The organism is Azospirillum agricola (assembly GCF_017876095.1).
Classification (GTDB): Bacteria; Pseudomonadota; Alphaproteobacteria; order Azospirillales; family Azospirillaceae; genus Azospirillum; species Azospirillum agricola.
In genome coordinates this window covers 26,351-42,261 of sequence record NZ_JAGINM010000006.1, presented here as the reverse complement: position 1 = coordinate 42,261, position 15,911 = coordinate 26,351, and the positions used below count along the sequence as shown (strand labels likewise).

The 15,911-nt window shown below is 68.9% G+C and carries 17 protein-coding genes; 9 read left to right on the top strand and 8 right to left on the bottom strand.

The window, feature by feature from the left end; genetic code table 11:
* Position 1: 1 nt before the first annotated feature.
* Positions 2 to 568: a ubiquinol-cytochrome c reductase iron-sulfur subunit gene (gene petA, locus J2847_RS10420; protein WP_085557871.1), complete on the bottom strand. Its 567-nt coding sequence runs from the start codon at positions 566 to 568 to the stop codon at positions 2 to 4.
* Between the two features lie 284 nt (positions 569 to 852).
* Here petA and J2847_RS10415 point away from each other — a divergent pair, with 284 nt between their 5' ends.
* Positions 853 to 1,338 (top strand): tRNA (cytidine(34)-2'-O)-methyltransferase, encoded by a 486-nt coding sequence (locus J2847_RS10415; RefSeq protein WP_209778932.1) that lies wholly within the window; start codon positions 853 to 855, stop codon positions 1,336 to 1,338.
* A complete protein-coding gene (hemF, locus tag J2847_RS10410; protein ID WP_209778931.1) occupies positions 1,335 to 2,204 on the top strand; it encodes an oxygen-dependent coproporphyrinogen oxidase in 870 nt (289 codons plus the stop codon). Before J2847_RS10415 ends, hemF begins: the two co-directional genes overlap by 4 nt.
* Before the next feature lie 13 nt (positions 2,205 to 2,217).
* On the opposite strand, the gene J2847_RS10405 is transcribed toward hemF, so the two are convergent.
* Positions 2,218 to 3,105 carry a GGDEF domain-containing protein gene (locus J2847_RS10405; protein ID WP_209778930.1) on the bottom strand — a complete coding sequence of 296 codons (888 nt, stop codon included), beginning with the start codon at positions 3,103 to 3,105 and terminating at the stop codon, positions 2,218 to 2,220.
* A 129-nt stretch (positions 3,106 to 3,234) separates the two neighbouring features.
* Here J2847_RS10405 and J2847_RS10400 point away from each other — a divergent pair, with 129 nt between their 5' ends.
* Positions 3,235 to 3,660, top strand: a complete 426-nt coding sequence (locus J2847_RS10400) for an Lrp/AsnC family transcriptional regulator (RefSeq protein ID WP_209778929.1) — start codon at positions 3,235 to 3,237, stop codon at positions 3,658 to 3,660.
* Positions 3,661 to 3,668: 8 nt separating this feature from the next.
* On the opposite strand, the gene J2847_RS10395 is transcribed toward J2847_RS10400, so the two are convergent.
* The 4 genes from J2847_RS10395 to J2847_RS10380 all read right to left on the bottom strand — a co-directional run bounded on the left by J2847_RS10395 (position 3,669) and on the right by J2847_RS10380 (position 7,107).
* Positions 3,669 to 3,884: a helix-turn-helix transcriptional regulator gene (locus tag J2847_RS10395; RefSeq protein ID WP_209778928.1), complete on the bottom strand. Its 216-nt coding sequence runs from the start codon at positions 3,882 to 3,884 to the stop codon at positions 3,669 to 3,671.
* Positions 3,881 to 4,285, bottom strand: a complete 405-nt coding sequence (locus J2847_RS10390; RefSeq protein ID WP_209778927.1) for a hypothetical protein — start codon at positions 4,283 to 4,285, stop codon at positions 3,881 to 3,883. The genes J2847_RS10395 and J2847_RS10390 overlap by 4 nt, the downstream gene beginning before the upstream one ends.
* Positions 4,286 to 4,512: 227 nt before the next feature.
* On the bottom strand, positions 4,513 to 6,591 hold the full coding sequence (locus J2847_RS10385) for an oxidoreductase (protein ID WP_209778926.1): 2,079 nt from the start codon (positions 6,589 to 6,591) through the stop codon (positions 4,513 to 4,515).
* 135 nt (positions 6,592 to 6,726) lie between these two features.
* Complete coding sequence (locus J2847_RS10380) at positions 6,727 to 7,107, bottom strand: c-type cytochrome (RefSeq protein ID WP_209778925.1); 381 nt, start codon at positions 7,105 to 7,107, stop codon at positions 6,727 to 6,729.
* Positions 7,108 to 7,359: 252 nt separating this feature from the next.
* On the opposite strand from J2847_RS10380, the gene otnI reads away from it, so the two are divergent.
* The 5 genes from otnI (at position 7,360) to J2847_RS10355 (ending at position 12,240) form a co-directional block, all read left to right on the top strand.
* Entirely contained in the window at positions 7,360 to 8,139 is a 780-nt protein-coding gene (gene otnI, locus J2847_RS10375) for a 2-oxo-tetronate isomerase (RefSeq protein ID WP_209778924.1), read from the top strand.
* Between the two features lie 35 nt (positions 8,140 to 8,174).
* A complete protein-coding gene (gene glxR, locus J2847_RS10370; protein WP_209778923.1) occupies positions 8,175 to 9,059 on the top strand; it encodes a 2-hydroxy-3-oxopropionate reductase in 885 nt (294 codons plus the stop codon).
* A gap of 158 nt (positions 9,060 to 9,217) precedes the next feature.
* Positions 9,218 to 10,519 (top strand): glycerate kinase type-2 family protein, encoded by a 1,302-nt coding sequence (locus J2847_RS10365; RefSeq protein WP_209778922.1) that lies wholly within the window; start codon positions 9,218 to 9,220, stop codon positions 10,517 to 10,519.
* An 87-nt stretch (positions 10,520 to 10,606) separates the two neighbouring features.
* The gene (locus J2847_RS10360; protein ID WP_209778921.1) at positions 10,607 to 11,623 is read left to right on the top strand and encodes an aldo/keto reductase; all 1,017 of its coding nucleotides are present in this window, start codon (positions 10,607 to 10,609) and stop codon (positions 11,621 to 11,623) included.
* A gap of 26 nt (positions 11,624 to 11,649) precedes the next feature.
* Positions 11,650 to 12,240, top strand: coding sequence for a TetR family transcriptional regulator (locus tag J2847_RS10355; protein WP_209778920.1), 591 nt, complete (start codon positions 11,650 to 11,652; stop codon positions 12,238 to 12,240).
* Between the two features lie 28 nt (positions 12,241 to 12,268).
* On the opposite strand, the gene J2847_RS10350 is transcribed toward J2847_RS10355, so the two are convergent.
* Together J2847_RS10350 and J2847_RS10345 are read right to left on the bottom strand one after the other, a co-directional pair.
* Positions 12,269 to 12,451 carry a hypothetical protein gene (locus J2847_RS10350; RefSeq protein ID WP_179166325.1) on the bottom strand — a complete coding sequence of 61 codons (183 nt, stop codon included), beginning with the start codon at positions 12,449 to 12,451 and terminating at the stop codon, positions 12,269 to 12,271.
* A 341-nt stretch (positions 12,452 to 12,792) separates the two neighbouring features.
* Positions 12,793 to 15,033 carry a carbohydrate-binding domain-containing protein gene (locus J2847_RS10345; RefSeq protein WP_209778919.1) on the bottom strand — a complete coding sequence of 747 codons (2,241 nt, stop codon included), beginning with the start codon at positions 15,031 to 15,033 and terminating at the stop codon, positions 12,793 to 12,795.
* Positions 15,034 to 15,494: 461 nt separating this feature from the next.
* Here J2847_RS10345 and J2847_RS10340 point away from each other — a divergent pair, with 461 nt between their 5' ends.
* Positions 15,495 to 15,902: an acyl-CoA thioesterase gene (locus J2847_RS10340; RefSeq protein ID WP_325169364.1), complete on the top strand. Its 408-nt coding sequence runs from the start codon at positions 15,495 to 15,497 to the stop codon at positions 15,900 to 15,902.
* Positions 15,903 to 15,911: the final 9 nt, after the last annotated feature.

Here is a 15,911-nt window from a genome sequence, read left to right as displayed (position 1 = left end):
CTTAACCGAGGCGGATCTTGGTATCGCCGGTGAAGGCGTACGTCGGAACCACGAGGTTGGCCGGGGCCGGACCCTTGCGGATGCGCCCAGCGGTGTCGTAGTGCGAGCCGTGGCAGGGGCAGAACCAGCCGTCGAAATCGCCGCGCGGGTCGGTGACCTTCTGCCCCAGCGGCACGCAGCCGAGGTGCGTGCAGATGCCGATGACGATCAGCCATTCCGGCTTCTTGACACGGGCGTCGTCGGCGGCCGGATCGCGCAGGTCGGCGAGGTTGACCGTCTTGGCCTCCTCGATCTCCTTCGCGGTGCGGTGGCGGACGAAGACGGGCTTGCCGCGCCAGGTGACGGTGATGGCCTGGCCTTCCGCGACGGGGGCCAGATCGACGTCGATGGAGGCCAGCGCCAGCGTGTCGCGGGCCGGGTTCATGCTGTCGATGAAGGGCCAGGCCGCCGAGGCGGCTCCGACGACGCCAACCGCACCGGTGGCAAGGTACAGAAAGTCGCGACGGGTGGAACCGTCGCCGGAGGCCGCGTGGCCACCCGGACCGGGCGGATGCGTGGTCTGAGCCATAAGCCTGTTTCTCCTCAAGGCATGCCCGGCGCGCCAAGACCACGCCGGACGACCGATGGACCGTTCTGTATCACGACTTGACGGGCCTGTCCGCCGGGTGGATGAACCTCGGGCACGCCGCGTCGCTCCGGAGCTTTGGGCTCCGGTCTTTCGGGGTGCGGTATACCGTCGCGCCGCCCTCTTGGAAAGCCTTTGTGGACGGACAAGTTGTCGCGCGCCGCATTGCAGCATTGGGACGCAGCATTAGTTTGTACGCATAACCAAGCATTTTCCGTGGAGTGACCATGCGGCTGGTGCTTTTCGAACCCGACATTCCCCAGAACGCCGGGACGCTGATGCGGCTGGCGGCGGGTCTCGGGGTGGCGCTCGACCTGATCGAGCCCTGCGGATTCGTTCTCGACGACCGCCGGCTGCGGCGGGCGGGCATGGATTACATCGACCATCTCGACTGGGAACGCCACAGTTCCTGGGACTCCTACGCGGCGGGCCGGCCGGCGGGGCGGCTGGTGCTGCTGACGACGCGGGGTGCGATGCCCTACACCGACTTCGCCTTCACCCCCGACGACCGCATCCTGGTCGGGCGGGAGAGCGCCGGGGTGCCGGACGCGGTGCACGCGGCGGCCGACGCTCGTCTGGTCATCCCGCTGCGCCCGCCGGCCCGCTCCTTGAACGTTGCGATCAGCGCGGCGATGGTGTTGGGTGAGGCCCTGCGGCAGACGGCCGCACTTGCACCCGGCCACACCGCACCCGATCGGACGAGTTCCCCATGACGCCTCACGCCACCGAAGACCGCAAGACCCGCGCCGCCGCCTGGTTCGCCGAGCTGCGCGACCGCATCTGCGCCGCCTTCGAGGGGCTGGAGGACGAACTGGCCGGCACCCACGCCGACCTTCCCCCCGGCCGATTCGAGCGCCGGAGCTGGGTCCGCCCCGACCATGGCGGCGGCGAGGGCGGCGGCGGCACCATGTCGGTAATGAAGGGCCGGGTGTTCGAGAAGGTCGGGGTCAACATTTCGACCGTGCACGGCGTCTTCAGCCCGGAGTTCCGCGCCACCATCCCTGGCGCCGCCGAAACCGGCGAGTTCTGGGCGGCGGGGATCAGCCTCGTGGCGCACATGCGCTCGCCGCTGGTGCCGGCGACCCACATGAACACCCGCCACATCGTGACGACCAAGGGCTGGTTCGGCGGCGGCGCCGACCTGACGCCGATGCTGGAAGATCCGCAGGACACGGCGGACTTCCACGCCGGGCTGAAGGCCGCCTGCGACCGCCACGACCCGGACTATTATCAGCGCTACAAGGAGTGGTGCGACCGCTACTTCTTCCTGCCGCACCGCAACGAGGCGCGCGGGGTCGGCGGCATCTTCTACGACGGGCTCGATTCGGGCGACTGGGAGGCCGACTTCGTCTTCACCCGCGACGTCGGCACGGCGTTCCTCGACAGCTACGCGGCGCTGGTGCGACGGCACATGAACCGCCCCTGGACGGCGGAGCAGCGCGAGCACCAGCTGGTCCGGCGCGGCCGCTACGTGGAGTTCAACCTGCTCTACGACCGCGGCACGACCTTCGGCCTGAAGACCGGCGGCAACACCGAGGCCATCCTGATGAGCCTGCCGCCCGAGGTGAAGTGGCCGTGACGCGACGCTTGCCCTAGCGCGCCATCTCGACCCGGTTGCGGCCGCCATCCTTGGCACGGTAGAGGGCGTCGTCGGCCCGACGCAGCGCCATGTCGAGCCCGTTGTCCGGCCCGTCGCCCCCCACCGCCGCCACGCCGATGCTGACGGTGATGCGGAAACGGTCGCCGTCATGCTCGATGTCCATCGCCTCGACCGCCGCGCGCAGCCGGTCGGCGATGCCGACCGCGACGTAGGGGTTGGTCTCCGGCAGCAGCACCGCGAACTCCTCGCCGCCGAAGCGCCCCAGCAGGTCGCCCGGCCGCAGGGTGGCGCCGCAGCATTCCACCAGCCGCTTCAGCGCCGCGTCGCCGCCGGCGTGGCCGCGCGTGTCGTTGACCCGCTTGAAATGGTCGATGTCGAGCAGCATCACCGACAGCGAGCGCTGCCGCCGTTCGGACTCGGCCGCCGCCGCCCCGACGCGCTCCAGGAAACTGCGGCGGTTGGCGGCGCCGGTCAGCGGGTCGGTCTCGGCCAGCCGGACGATGCGGTTGCGCAGCTCGACGATGCGGGCGCCGGCGCGCACGCGGGCCACCAGCTCGGCCGGGGCCAGCGGCTTGCGGATGAAATCGTCGGCGCCGCCGTCCAGCGCCTGGATCAGGCTGTTCTGGTCGCTGCGCCCGGTCACCAGGATCAGGTGGCCGTAGGCGGTGCGGGGGTGCTCCTTGAGCTGGCGGATGACCTCCATCCCGGTCAGGCGCGGCATCTCCCAGTCGATGACGGCGATGTCGAAGCCGTCGCGGAAGGCGATCTCCAGCGCCTCGGCACCGTCGCTGGCAAGGATCGGTTCATAGCCCATCTCCTTGATCCAGCTCGCCAGCATCGTCCGCGCCACGATGGTGTCGTCGGCGATCAGGACCCGCATCGCGCTCTCCAGCTCCCACAAAATCCCCGCTTCACTGCCATGTTTCGGGTTGAGGGGCAAGGAAGCCGGCTTGCCGGTGGGAACGCCCCCGGATACACAAGCAGCGCCCCTCGACTACCGGCGCCGCCCATGGACGACCTCGACCGCCAGCTCCTCGACCTGCTGACGCTGAACGCGCGGACCAGCACGGCGGCGCTCGGCCGGGCCCTGGGGCTGTCGCGCTCGACCGTGCAGGACCGCATCGCCCGGCTGGAGCGCCAGGGGGTGATCGCCGGCTACACGGTGCGGCTGGGCGCCCCCGCCCCCCGGCGCGGGGTGTCGGCGCTGGTGATGATCAGCGTCAACGCCAAGCTGGCCGACCGCGTCGTCCACGCCCTGCGCAAGATGCCGGAACTGACCCGGCTGCACAGCATCAGCGGCCAGTACGACCTGTGCGCCACCGTCGCCACCGAGACTCACGACGCGATGGACGCGGCACTCGACGCCATCGGCCGGCTGCCGGGCGTGGACAAGACGATGTCCTCGATCTTCCTGTCGACCAAGATGGAGCGGTGACGGGCGGCTCAGCCGTCCCCGCCCGGCGCGTCGGGCTCGTCGAAGAAGATCGTCTCCAGCGGGCGACCGAACAGCCGCCCGATGCTGAAGGCGAGCGGCAGCGAGGGGTCGTAGCGTCCGGTCTCCAGCGCGTTGACCGTCTGGCGGGACACGCCAAGCTTTTCGGCCAGCGCCGCCTGGCTCCAGCCCTTCCCGGCGCGCAGCTCGCGCAGGAGGTTCCTCATCCGCGCCGCATCTCGCGGGCTTCCAGCACGCCGCGCAGGACGCTGCGCAGCGCCCAGGCGGTTCCCATGACGGGCCAGACGGCGAACATCGAGACCTGCGGCCAACCCATGTTCTCCAGGAAGCCGTAGCTGAAGGTCGCCAGCGCGGTGATCGCCGCCGCGACCACGATGTCCTCCATCATCTTGAGGCGCAGATACTCGTCCAGCCGGCGGAACTGCCGCAGCATCACCCAGACCGTCAGCAGGCAGGGCAGCATCGGCGAGACGGCGACCAGCGTGCGCGGCACCCCCTCGGGCATCGATTGCACCAGGGTCAGCGAGCCGGTCAGCACCAGCGCGTAGAGCAGCATTGCCCCGGCCAGTTCGACCGCCCCGCGCCGCAGCGTTACGTTCCGGGTCATGTCTCCTCTCCGTTCGTGTAAAGTCTCCTTTACTTTTTCCAAACGGAACGTCTCTGTCAAGCGTGCTTGACATACCGTCGATACCGCGTTGTGGCGGCGAGGTTTTTGACACGGATGAACAGGATGCCGGCTCCGCCGGCGCACGGATGAACGGGATAAAAAGCCAAATCCGTGTTCATCCGTGGATATCCGTGTTCATCCGTGTCCCGGAACGGCCTCTCCGCCGGTCAGAGCGTCGCCGCCAGCCGCACCCCCTGGCCGATGGCGCGCTTGGCGTCCAGCTCGGCGGCGACGTCGGCGCCGCCGATCACATGCACCGGCACGCCCGCCGCCTCCAGCGGAGCCTTGAGGTCGCGCAGCGGTTCCTGCCCGGTGCACAGCACGATGCTGTCGACCTCCAGCAGGCGCGGGCGCTCGCGTTTTTCACCGAAGCTGATGGTCAGGCCGGAATCGTCGATGCGCTCGTAATTGACCCCGGCCAGCGCCTCCACCCCCTTCATCTTCAGCGCCGCCCGGTGGATCCAGCCGGTCGTCTTGCCGAGCCCGGCGCCGGGCTTGCTCGCCTTGCGCTGGAGCAGGACGATCTCGCGTTCGGACGGAGCCATCTGAGGGCGGACACCGGCGACGCCGCCGCGCGCCTCGGCCGGGTCGCCGACCCCCCACTCGCGGCGCCACAGATCGCGGTCCAGGCTGGGCGACGGGCCGTTGTGGCCATCACCATGCCCATGGGCGAGGAACTCACAGACGTCGAAGCCGATGCCGCCGGCCCCGACCACGGCGACGCGGCGGCCGACCGGCTTGTCGCCGCGCAGCACGTCGAGGTAGCTCAGCACCTTGGGGTGCGACTGGCCGGGAATCTTCGGGTCGCGCGGCACCACCCCCGTCGCCAGCACCACCGCGTCGTAGCCGCCGCCCGCCAGTTCCCCAGAAATCAGGTCAGCCGCCCCGACCCGGCGGCCGAGACGCAGCGCCACGCCGGTCTCCTCCAGCCGGTGGCGGAAGTAGCGCAGGGTTTCGTGGAACTCCTCCTTGCCGGGGATGCGCTTGGCCATGTTGAACTGGCCGCCGATCTCGCTCGCGGCGTCGAACAGCTCCACCGCGTGGCCGCGCGCCGCCAGTTCGGTCGAACAGGCCAGTCCGGCCGGGCCGGCGCCGACCACGGCGAACCGCTTGGGCGTTTCCGCCGGGCGGAAGGGCAGCTCGGTCTCGTGGCAGGCGCGCGGGTTGACGAGGCAGCTCGCCCGCTTGCGCGAGAAGACATGATCGAGGCAGGCCTGGTTGCAGGCGATGCAGGTGTTGATCGCCTGCGGCCGGCCGGCGGCGGCCTTCCTGACGAACTCCGGATCGGCCAGCAGCGGGCGGGCCATCGACACCATGTCGGCGCAGCCGCTGGCGAGAATATCTTCCGCCACGTCGGGCGCGTTGATGCGGTTGGTGGTGCAGAGCGGGATCGCCACCTCCCCCTTCAGCTTCCGCGTCACCCAGGCGAAGGCGCCGCGCGGCACGCTGGTGGCGATGGTGGGGACGCGGGCCTCGTGCCAGCCGATGCCGGTGTTGATGATGGTGGCGCCCGCCGCCTCGATCGCCTTGGCGAGTTGGACCACCTCAGCCCAATCGCTGCCGTCGGGGATGAGGTCGAGCATCGACAGGCGGAAGATGATGATGAAGTCGGGCCCGACCGCCTCGCGCATGCGTGTGACGATCTCCACCGGGAAGCGCATGCGGTTCTCGTAGGAGCCGCCCCAGCGGTCGGTCCGCCGGTTGGTGTGGGCGACGAGGAACTGGTTGATCAGATAGCCCTCCGATCCCATCACCTCCACCCCGTCATAGCCGGCCTCGCGCGCCAGAACGGCGCAACGGACGAAGGCCCGGATCTGGCGCTCGACGCCCCTCCCGGTCAGGGCGCGCGGGGTGAAGGGGGTGATCGGCGACTTGATGCGCGACGGCGCCACCGACAGCGGGCTGTAGCCGTAGCGGCCGGCGTGGAGGATCTGGAGCGCGATCTTCCCACCCTCGGCGTGCACCGCGCCGGTGATCACCCGGTGCGCCGCCGCCGCCGACCGGCTGGCCAGCGTCGAGCCGAAGGGCGACAGCCAGCCCTCGACGTTCGGGGCGAAGCCGCCAGTCACCATCAGCCCGACCCCGCCGCGCGCCCGCTCGGCGAAATAGGCGGCGAGCTTGGGAAAGTCGCGGCGCCGGTCCTCCAGCCCGGTGTGCATCGAGCCCATCAGAACCCGGTTCCTCAACACCGTGAAGCCGAGGTCGAGGGGGGCGAGCAGATGCGGGTAGGGGCTGGCGTTGGACACGGGTCTTCTCCTCCGGCGGAAGGGGCGCTCTTGGCGGCGCTGGCGGCACGGATCATCCGTGACGCGAAGGCTAATTGACGTTTACGTAAAGGTCAATTTCATTCCGTATAGGCTCCCCGAAGCACCGCTCCCCAGTCATTTGGTTTCTGAGATCATGCCGCTCAGATACTCATTCAGATCGCGGAAATCCTTAACCGTCCATGCGAAGGCCGGCAAACTCACGCCGTTTTCCCGCAAGGTCCTTGGGATCAGATCGCCATTTGGACGTAATATTACAGACGATACGATGACACCGGGATAGTCGAGCAGACGTTTCTTGAACTCCGACGTGGTAAGATCGGGAGTTGGAGGGTTGCTTTTGTTGGCCAAAGGCCCTGTCCCTCTAACATCTTTGCCGTGACACATGGCGCAGCGGCTCAAAAAAATCCGCTCTCCATTGCGACCGTCTGCGAAGGATACCGACGGAACACAAAGCATCATCGCCAACGCGGCGATAAAGCTCTCCTTAGCCCTCATGGCGTTCTGTCCTTGATGGTGCCGAGTCATACTGCACGAAAATAACGACCAAGGGATTGCAGCGCATCTTCGTCCATTTCAACGTCCAACTGTCCCGAAACTCCCGATGAAGTCCGGGCTTCCGCGCCCGCTTTCCACTGCGTGAAAAAGCCGTTCGCCGAACTGGCTCCAGGACCTGCCGGGCGGTCAAGCTCCGTTGCAAAGGCCGCCCCATCCCCGGACGGCGGCCAGGACGCAACCGGGAGTTCGGCCATGGTGCAGTTCGCCGCCAACCTGACGATGCTCTACAACGAGCACGCCTTCCTCGACCGATTCGCCGCGGCGGCCGACGCCGGGTTCCGTGGCGTCGAGTATCTCTTCCCCTACGACTTCCCGGCCGACGCGCTGGCGGAGAAGCTGCGCCGGCACGGGCTGACCCAGGTCCTGCACAACCTGCCGGCCGGCAACTGGGGTGCGGGCGACCGCGGCATCGGCATCCTGCCCGAGCGCGCCGCGGAGTTCCGCGACGGCGTGGCCAAGGCCATCGACTACGCCGGCACTCTGGGCTGCAAGCAGATCAACTGCCTCGCCGGCATCCTGCCGACCGGCGCCTGCTCCGACAAGGCGCGCGACCAGTTCGTCGAGAATCTGGCCTACGCCGCCGACGCACTGGCGGGAGCCGGCATCCGCCTGCTGATCGAGCCGATCAACACCCGCGACATTCCCGGCTTCTTCCTGAAGCGGACCAAGCAGGCGCTCGACATCATCGACCGCGTCGGGTCGGGCAACCTCTTCCTGCAATACGACATCTACCACATGCAGATCATGGAGGGCGATCTGGCGCGGACGATCGAGGCCAATCTGGCCCGCATCGCCCATGTCCAACTCGCCGACAACCCCGGCCGCAACGAGCCGGGCACCGGCGAGATCAACTATCCCTTCCTCTTCAAGCATCTCGACGCCGTCGGCTACGGCGGCTGGGTCGGCTGCGAGTACAAGCCGAAGACGGTGACCGGCGACGGACTCGGCTGGTTCGCCCCCTACCGCTCCTGATGACACCCCTGTTCACGCGAGAAAGGACCACGGCAATGAAGGTCGGTTTCATCGGTCTCGGCATCATGGGCACCCCGATGGCGGGGCATCTGCTGGACGCCGGTCACACGCTCTACGTCCACGACATCAAGCCGGTCGCGGCCGAGCTGACCGCCAAGGGCGCCATCCCCTGCCCGAGCGGCTCGGAGGTCGCGGCGGCGTCCGAGGTCATCATCACCATGGTCCCGGACACCCCGCACGTCGCCGCCGCGCTGTTCGGCGAGAAGGGCATCGCGGCGGGGCTGAGCGCCGGCAAGATCGTCGTCGACATGAGTTCCATCTCGCCGATCGAGACCAAGGAGTTCGCGGCGCGCGTCAACGCGCTCGGCTGCGACTATCTCGACGCCCCGGTGTCGGGCGGCGAGGTCGGCGCCAAGGCGGCCTCGCTGACCATCATGGTCGGCGGCCCGCAGGCGGCCTTCGACACGGTGAAGCCGCTGTTCGACAAGATGGGCAAGAACGTCACGCTGGTCGGCGGCAACGGCGACGGCCAGACCACCAAGGTCGCCAACCAGATCATCGTCGCGCTGACCATCGAGGCGGTCGCCGAGGCGCTGCTGTTCGCGTCCAAGGCCGGGGCCGACCCGGCGAAGGTGCGCCAGGCGCTGATGGGCGGCTTCGCCTCCTCGCGCATCCTGGAGGTGCATGGCGAGCGGATGATCAACCGCAACTTCACCCCCGGCTTCCGCATCGAGCTGCACCAGAAGGATCTGAACCTGGCGCTCAGCGGCGCCAAGGCGCTGAACCTGGCGCTGCCCCACACCGCGAGCTGCCAGCAGCTCTTCAACGCCTGCGCCGCCCAGGGCGGCGCGCAGTGGGACCATTCCGGCCTGCTCAAGGCGCTGGAGCTGATGGCGAACCACGAGGTGAAGGCGGTGTGAGAACCGTCTGACGATCCCGCGACGTTGATTCCCTCTCCCGCCCCGGGAGAGGGATTTTGCTGCCAAATTCCGCTCCCCACACCAACCGTTGGCCTTCCGCCGCATCCGGTGCATTCTAGGCGCCCCGCCCCTCTCCCCATGACCATGGCCGAGCCCGCATGACCACCAACGCCGCCGACACCGCCGCTCCCGACACCCTGCTCCACGCCCTGTTCCAGGCGGCACTCGGCGCCGTGGTCGCCGACACGCGGCTGCCGGCGGCGCTGCCGGAGCCGCCCAAGGGACGGACCGTCGTCATCGGTGCCGGCAAGGCCGCCGCCGCCATGGCCAAGGTGGTCGAGAATCATTGGCCGGGGCCGCTGACCGGGCTGGTCGTCACCCGCTATGACCACGATCTGCCGACCGAGCGCATCGAGGTCGTCCAGGCCTCGCACCCGGTGCCCGACGCCGCCGGGGAGGACGCCGCCAAGCGCATCCTCGCGATGGTGCAGGGGCTGACCGCCGATGATCTGGTGCTCTGCCTGATCTCCGGCGGCGGTTCGGCGCTGCTGGCGCTGCCGGCCCCCGGCGTCTCGCTCGACGACAAGCGCGCCGTCGCCAAGGCCCTGCTGAAGAGCGGCGCCGACATCGCCGAGATGAACTGCGTGCGCAAGCATCTCTCGGCCATCAAGGGCGGCCGGCTCGCCGCTGCGGCCCACCCGGCGCGCGTCGTCTCGCTGCTGGTGTCGGACGTGCCGGGCGACGATCCCTCGGTGATCGCCAGCGGCCCGACCGTGCCCGACCCGACCAGCTTCGCCGACGCCCGCGCCATCCTCGCCAAATACGGCATCACCCCGCCGCCCGGCGTCGCCGCCCATCTGGAGCGCGGCGAGGACGAGACGCCGAAACCCGGCGACCCGCGTCTGGCCGGTGCCGTCACCAGCATCATCGCCACCCCGCAGGACGCGCTCGACGCGGCGGCGGCGGTCGCCCGCGAGCGCGGCTACGCCCCGGTCGTCCTCGGCGACCTCGAGGGCGAGGCGCGCGACGTCGCCAAGGTGCACGCCGGCATCGCCCGCCAGATCGCCCGCCACGGCCAGCCGGCCCCTGCCCCCGCCGTTCTGCTGTCGGGCGGCGAGACCACCGTCACCGTGCGCGGCAGCGGGCGCGGCGGCCGCAACGTCGAGTTCCTGCTGGCGCTCGCCGTCGCCCTCGACGGCCACCCCGGCATCCATGCCGCCGCCTTCGACACCGACGGCATCGACGGGACGGAGGACAACGCCGGCGCCCTGCTGCGCCCGGACACGCTGGCCCGCGCCGCGGCACTCGGCCTCGACGCCAAGGCGCATCTGGCGAACAACGACGGCTACGGCTTCTTCCAGGCGCTGGGCGACCTCGTCGTCACCGGGCCGACCCGCACCAACGTCAATGATTTCCGGGTGATCGTGGTGGATCGCGCGGCCGGCAACCCGGCCTCCTGACGATTCTGACGAATACCGGATGACAGATATTGAAATCTGTTAGTCGGTAGGTGATACTCCCTCCATCGCGTTCCGATGGAGGGGATCATGATCGTGCGTTCGCTTGGAAAGACCGGCCCGCAGGTGTCGGCGCTGGGGCTCGGCTGCATGGGCATGTCGGGCATGTACGGTCCGTCCGACCGCGCGGAGGGCATCGCCACCATCCACGCGGCGCTCGACGCCGGGGTGACGCTGCTCGACACCGGCGATTTCTACGGGATGGGCCACAACGAGCTGCTGATCGGCGAGGCGCTGAAGGGCGTCCCGCGCGACCGCTTCCAGGTCAGCGTCAAGTTCGGCGCCCAGCGCGACCCGGCCGGCAACTGGCTTGGCTACGACGCGCGGCCGGCGGCGGTGAAGACGGCGCTGGCCTACACGCTGAACCGGCTGGGTCTCGACCACATCGACGTCTACCGGCCGGCGCGGCTCGACCCCAACGTCCCCATCGAGGAGACGGTCGGCGCCATCGCCGACATGGTCAGGGCCGGCTACGTCCGCCACATCGGCCTGTCGGAGGTTGGGGCGGACACCATCCGCCGCGCCGCCGCCGTCCACCCGATCTGCGATTTGCAGATCGAATACGCGCTGGTCTCGCGCGGCATCGAGGCCGAGATCCTGCCCACCTGCCGGGAGCTGGGAATCGGCGTCACCGCCTACGGCGTGCTGTCGCGCGGGCTCATCAGTGGCCATTGGACCAGGGAACAGGGACAGGCGGCCGGCGACTTCCGCAGCCACAGCCCGCGCTTCCAGGGCGAAAACCTCGACCACAATCTGGCGCTGGTCGAGGCGCTGCGCGCGGTGGCCGAGGCCAAGGGGGTCAGCGTCGCGCAGATCGCGATCGGCTGGGCGCTGTCGCGCGGATCGGATATCGTGCCGCTGGTCGGCGCGCGGCGGCGCGACCGGCTGGCCGAAGCCCTGGGAGCCCTTGACGTTGACTTGTCCGCAGACGACCTCGCCGCCATCGAACGGGCGGTTCCGCCCAATGCTGCGGCCGGCGACCGCTACGCCCCGCAGCAGATGGCGATGCTCGACAGCGAGCGCCGCCAAGGGGAGCGCAGATCCTAACGGGCACGGTGCCGGGATGGGGTCCCATGGCTGAGACAATCCTCACCGCGGAGCGCATCCTGGAGGCGGCGGAGGAGGTGCTCCGCCGCTACGGCCCGGCCAAGGCGACGGTGGTCGACGTCGCCCGCGCGCTGGGCGTCAGCCACGGCAGCGTCTACCGGCATTTTCCCAGCAAGGCGGCGCTGCGCGACGCGGTGACCGAGCGCTGGCTCGCCCGCGTCTCCGCCCCGCTCGCCGCCATCGCCGCCGAGGATGGGCCGGCGCCCGCCCGGCTGCGCCGCTGGCTCGACGCGCTGATCGGTGCCAAGCACGCCAAGGTGCTGGACGATCCGGAGATGTTCGCGACCTACATGACTCTCGCCGCCGACGCGCGCGAGGTGGTGGCCGGGCATGTCGCCGCCCTGACCGCCGATCTGGCCCGCATGGTCGCCGACGGCGTGGCGCAAGGCGTGTTCGCGGCGGCGGATCCGCAGGCGACGGGCCGCGCCCTGCTCGACGCGACCGCCCGCTTCCACAACCCGGCGCACGCGGCGGAATGGTCCGATCCCGGCATCGCCGCCGCCTTCGAAGGCGTGTGGACGCTGGTCATGCGGGGTCTGGAGACGCGGAAGGGCTGAAAAAAAGCCCGCTCAGCGGCGGACCCTATCAACGACGGACGACGACCGGCTGGCGCGCCGGCTTGCGGGACGAGGAGGCGACCACGGCGTGGGCGCCACGCTCGCTGCGGCGCTGCTGCGCCAGTTCGACCTCGCGCCGGAACTTCGGTCCGAGCGCCTCGTAGGCGGCCTTCAGCTCGGGGTCCTTCATCCAGGTGTCACGACGATCCATTGTTCCCTCTTGAATGTTCCTGGCCGTTTTCTTGGCCGGCAGCGGACCGTCCCCGTATCCGGCGGCAGCCCCGCGCCGATTCGCGCGGGTTCTGCTTTGGGAAGCGCCAGACATCGGGTGCGGCATTACCGATGCAACAGGTTGGGGTGGTGACTCTTCACTTCAAGATGCCCCCGGCGTCTGGCCGAGGGGTTGTTCCGAAGCAATAACGTCTTCGCCACCCCAACGGTTCCGCTCCGGCTTTTTCGCCGAGGACATAGTGTCAAGCTCGGACGGGGGATTTAGGCGGAAGGGATGGGGTGGGGCACGTTTCCTCCACCCCATCCCCATCCCCATCCGCGTCAGGCGTGCAGCAGGCCCATCTGGTCGAAGGGCAGCACGTCGAAGCCGTGCTGGTAGACCGGCGAATCGGCGGCCAGCATGTAGTCGCCCGCCGACGGGTTGACGAAATGCGCGTCCAGCACCCCCGATCCGCTGTCGTAGCCGGCGGCCTGCCAGTTCTTCAGGGTGCCGGTGGAGCCGCTCGCCATCACCTGCGGCCAGGCCTCGAACAGCCGGGCGTTGGTGTCCAGGCTGGTGTAGTCGTTGTCGTGGAACCTGCCCATGTTGGCCGGGCCGTAGAGATGCACGGCGACGCCCTTCGAGGTGTCGATGAGGTTGCCGGTGATGTCGTTGTTCGACATCGTCGTGCCCTTCCAGCCGCCCCAGGCGACGTCCTGCTGCAACCCGATCTGGGCGCCGGTGTTGCCGGCGATCAGGTTGTCGGTGACGCTGTTGCTCCAGCCGCCATGCAGGAAGACGCCGCCGATGTTGCCGTGGACGTAGTTGCCCTTCACCGTGGCGCCGCTGGTCCAGTCGTCGAGGTAGATGCCCCAGCTCGCCACCGGGCTTGTCGGGTTGGTCGCCGTGGTGCCGGTCACGTCGTTGTTGACGACGATGTGGTCGGTCAGGGTCTGCTGGCGGTTGATCAGGTAGATGCCGCCGCCGTCGTTCGATTCCAGGTTGGCGTCGATCACCTTGTTGAAGGCGATGGTCGCCCGGTAGGTCGCGTCGCTGCCCGTCGTCTCGACCGAGCCGACGGCGATGGCCTTCTCCGGCGAATCCTCGATCTGGTTGTGCGTGACCTTGACGTCGGAGCTGCCGTTGATCCAGATGCCGGCGTCGCCGCGGTCGGCCGCGTTCGGGTGCTTGATGAGGTTGTTGGACACGATCGTGGCGTTGGAGCCGGCCTTCACGAAGACGGCCTCGGCGCCGGTGCCGCTGAACTGGTTGTTGACGACCTGGCTGTTGGCGCTGTTCTGCACCGTGATGCCGTAGCCGCCGCCCGTCACGCTGTTGTTCGCGAATGTCAGGCCGGCGGCGTTGTCGGCGTAGACATGGTGCCCGTCCACCGTGCCACCGGTGAAGGTCAGGCCCTCGATGGTCACGTTCTTGGCGCCGCCGAGGCCGATCGACACCGTCGAGCCGCCGTGGATCACCGCCTTCTCGTTGCCGTAGCCGGCGATGGTCACGCCGGAATCCTGGCCGTCCAGCCAGAGCACGTTCTTCAAGGTGTAGTCGCCGCCACGGACATAGGTGGTGTCGATGGTCGGGTCGGCGCGCATGGCCTGCTGCGCCTTGGTCAGGCTGGCGAAGGGCCCGTCGGTGCCGTCGGCGTTGGGGGCGGCCAGCTTGCCCGACCAGCTGTCCTTGCCGTTGGCGGCGACGTAGAAGGCCGGGCCGGTCGGCGCCGGGTTGGTCGGGGTGGTCGGCGTCGTAGGCGTCGTGTCCGGGGCCGGGAAGTCGGAGGCCGGGGCGTTGACCACCAGCGTGCCGTTCCACCACATCCCCTTCTGGCCGGCGACCACGTCCCTGCCGTCCAGCGCCCCCTTGTCGTAGGTCACCGCGCTGTCGGTCGGGTTGTAGGCGTGGCCGTTGATGGTGATCTTGTTGACCGTCAGACTGCGGTCCTGGCCGTTGATCACGGCGTCGTTGTCATACTGGATCTGCACCTTGTGCGCCGCCTTGTCGGCCGCGTCGGTGGTGAAGGCGAAGTCCTTGGCCGTCGTGCCGGCGGTGCCCTCGCCGATCTGCTTGCCGTCGACCAGCACCTTGAAATGGGCGTTGACGCCGCCGGCCGGGGTGCCCTGCGCGTTCACCACGATGGTGTCGGTCTTGCCGGCGGTGGGCGTCGTCGGGGTGGTGGTGGTCGCCGGGAAGAAGCTCTTGTCGGCGTTGACCACCAGCGTGCCGTTCCACCACAGATCCTTCTGCCCGGCCACGACGTCGCGCCCGTCGAGCGCGCCCTTGTCGTAGCTGACGATGCTGTCGGTCGGGGTGACGGTCTTGTTGCCGATGGTGATCGAGTTCACCGTCAGGCTGCGGTCCTGGCCGTTGATGACGGCGTCGTTGTCGTACTGGATCTGCACCTTGTGGGCGGTGTCGGCCGCCAGCGTCGCGGTGAAGGTGAAGGTCTTCGCGGTGGTGTCGGCGGTGCCCTCGCCCACCTTGACGCCGTCGACCAGCAGCTTGAAGTGTGCGTTCGTGCCGGCGGCCGCACGGCCCTGCGCGTTGACGACGATCTTCGTCGCGGTGGTGGCCATGGGTCGATCTCCCAAATCTCGTTGCGTCAAAACTCGTTGAGGCGCGGAGCATGGACAGGCGGCGCGGGATCTTTGTGTGATGTTTCTCGCGAAAACGTGCAAAACCGTGGCAAAGCAGGGACATCGGCCGTACCGCATAGGCCTTCCCCACGCACGGCCGGGGCGGGCCGCCTGACGCGATGCAGCATTTCGGCAACATCGCAGAGGGCCGATTTTGTCAGGAATTCCCGTATCTTGCAGGAAGTCGTTGAACGGAAGGTCTTTTTCCCGGATTGTTGGGTTTCGCCGCGACCGGTTTGACGGCGGCGCCCGGTGCCCCCATGTGAGGGGCCTCGCGGAAAAAGGGGATCGACCGAGAGATGCATGACGTCAGCGAGCGGCCCGGCCGCCCCAATCACCCCCTGGGCCATCCCCCAGGCCAGCATCCGGGCCACCGGCCCCTGCCGGCGGGGTGTTTCCGGGTGCAGCGGCCCATTCGCTTCTCCCACAGCGACCCGGCCGGGATCGTCTATTTCCCGGTCTACTTCGACATGTTCAACGGCGTGGTCGAGGACTGGTTCACGCAGGGCCTGGACATCGACTACGCCAGCATGATCCTCGACCGGCGGCTCGGCCTGCCGATCGTGCACGCGGAATGCGACTTCATCATCCCCAGCCGGATGGGCGACACCCTGACGCTCGGCGTGCTGATCGAGCGGCTGGGCCGCAGTTCCCTGAAGCTGCGCATCAACGGCGAGGTGGACAAGCAGGTCCGGCTGTCCGGAAGCCTGACGGTGGTGACGACCTCGCTGGACGATTTCGCCTCGATGCCGATCCCCGACGACATCCGCCGCGCGATGGACCGCTACCGGGCCGCCTGCGAGGCGTGACGGGCCGTC

Bases quoted from the DNA above. Each gene is read 5' to 3' on its own strand.
- J2847_RS10405 (WP_209778930.1), bottom strand. From the start codon at position 3,105: ATGCGGGTCCTGATCGCCGACGACACCATCGTGGCGCGGACGATGCTG.
- J2847_RS10345 (WP_209778919.1), bottom strand. From the start codon at position 15,033: ATGGCCACCACCGCGACGAAGATCGTCGTCAACGCGCAGGGCCGTGCG.
- petA (WP_085557871.1), bottom strand. From the start codon at position 568: ATGGCTCAGACCACGCATCCGCCCGGTCCGGGTGGCCACGCGGCCTCC.
- J2847_RS10365 (WP_209778922.1), top strand. From the start codon at position 9,218: ATGACCACCAACGCCGCCGACACCGCCGCTCCCGACACCCTGCTCCAC.
- glxR (WP_209778923.1), top strand. From the start codon at position 8,175: ATGAAGGTCGGTTTCATCGGTCTCGGCATCATGGGCACCCCGATGGCG.
- J2847_RS10415 (WP_209778932.1), top strand. From the start codon at position 853: ATGCGGCTGGTGCTTTTCGAACCCGACATTCCCCAGAACGCCGGGACG.
- J2847_RS10395 (WP_209778928.1), bottom strand. From the start codon at position 3,884: ATGAGGAACCTCCTGCGCGAGCTGCGCGCCGGGAAGGGCTGGAGCCAG.
- J2847_RS10350 (WP_179166325.1), bottom strand. From the start codon at position 12,451: ATGGATCGTCGTGACACCTGGATGAAGGACCCCGAGCTGAAGGCCGCC.
- J2847_RS10355 (WP_209778920.1), top strand. From the start codon at position 11,650: ATGGCTGAGACAATCCTCACCGCGGAGCGCATCCTGGAGGCGGCGGAG.
- J2847_RS10400 (WP_209778929.1), top strand. From the start codon at position 3,235: ATGGACGACCTCGACCGCCAGCTCCTCGACCTGCTGACGCTGAACGCG.
- J2847_RS10360 (WP_209778921.1), top strand. From the start codon at position 10,607: ATGATCGTGCGTTCGCTTGGAAAGACCGGCCCGCAGGTGTCGGCGCTG.
- otnI (WP_209778924.1), top strand. From the start codon at position 7,360: ATGGTGCAGTTCGCCGCCAACCTGACGATGCTCTACAACGAGCACGCC.
- hemF (WP_209778931.1), top strand. From the start codon at position 1,335: ATGACGCCTCACGCCACCGAAGACCGCAAGACCCGCGCCGCCGCCTGG.
- J2847_RS10380 (WP_209778925.1), bottom strand. From the start codon at position 7,107: ATGAGGGCTAAGGAGAGCTTTATCGCCGCGTTGGCGATGATGCTTTGT.
- J2847_RS10390 (WP_209778927.1), bottom strand. From the start codon at position 4,285: ATGACCCGGAACGTAACGCTGCGGCGCGGGGCGGTCGAACTGGCCGGG.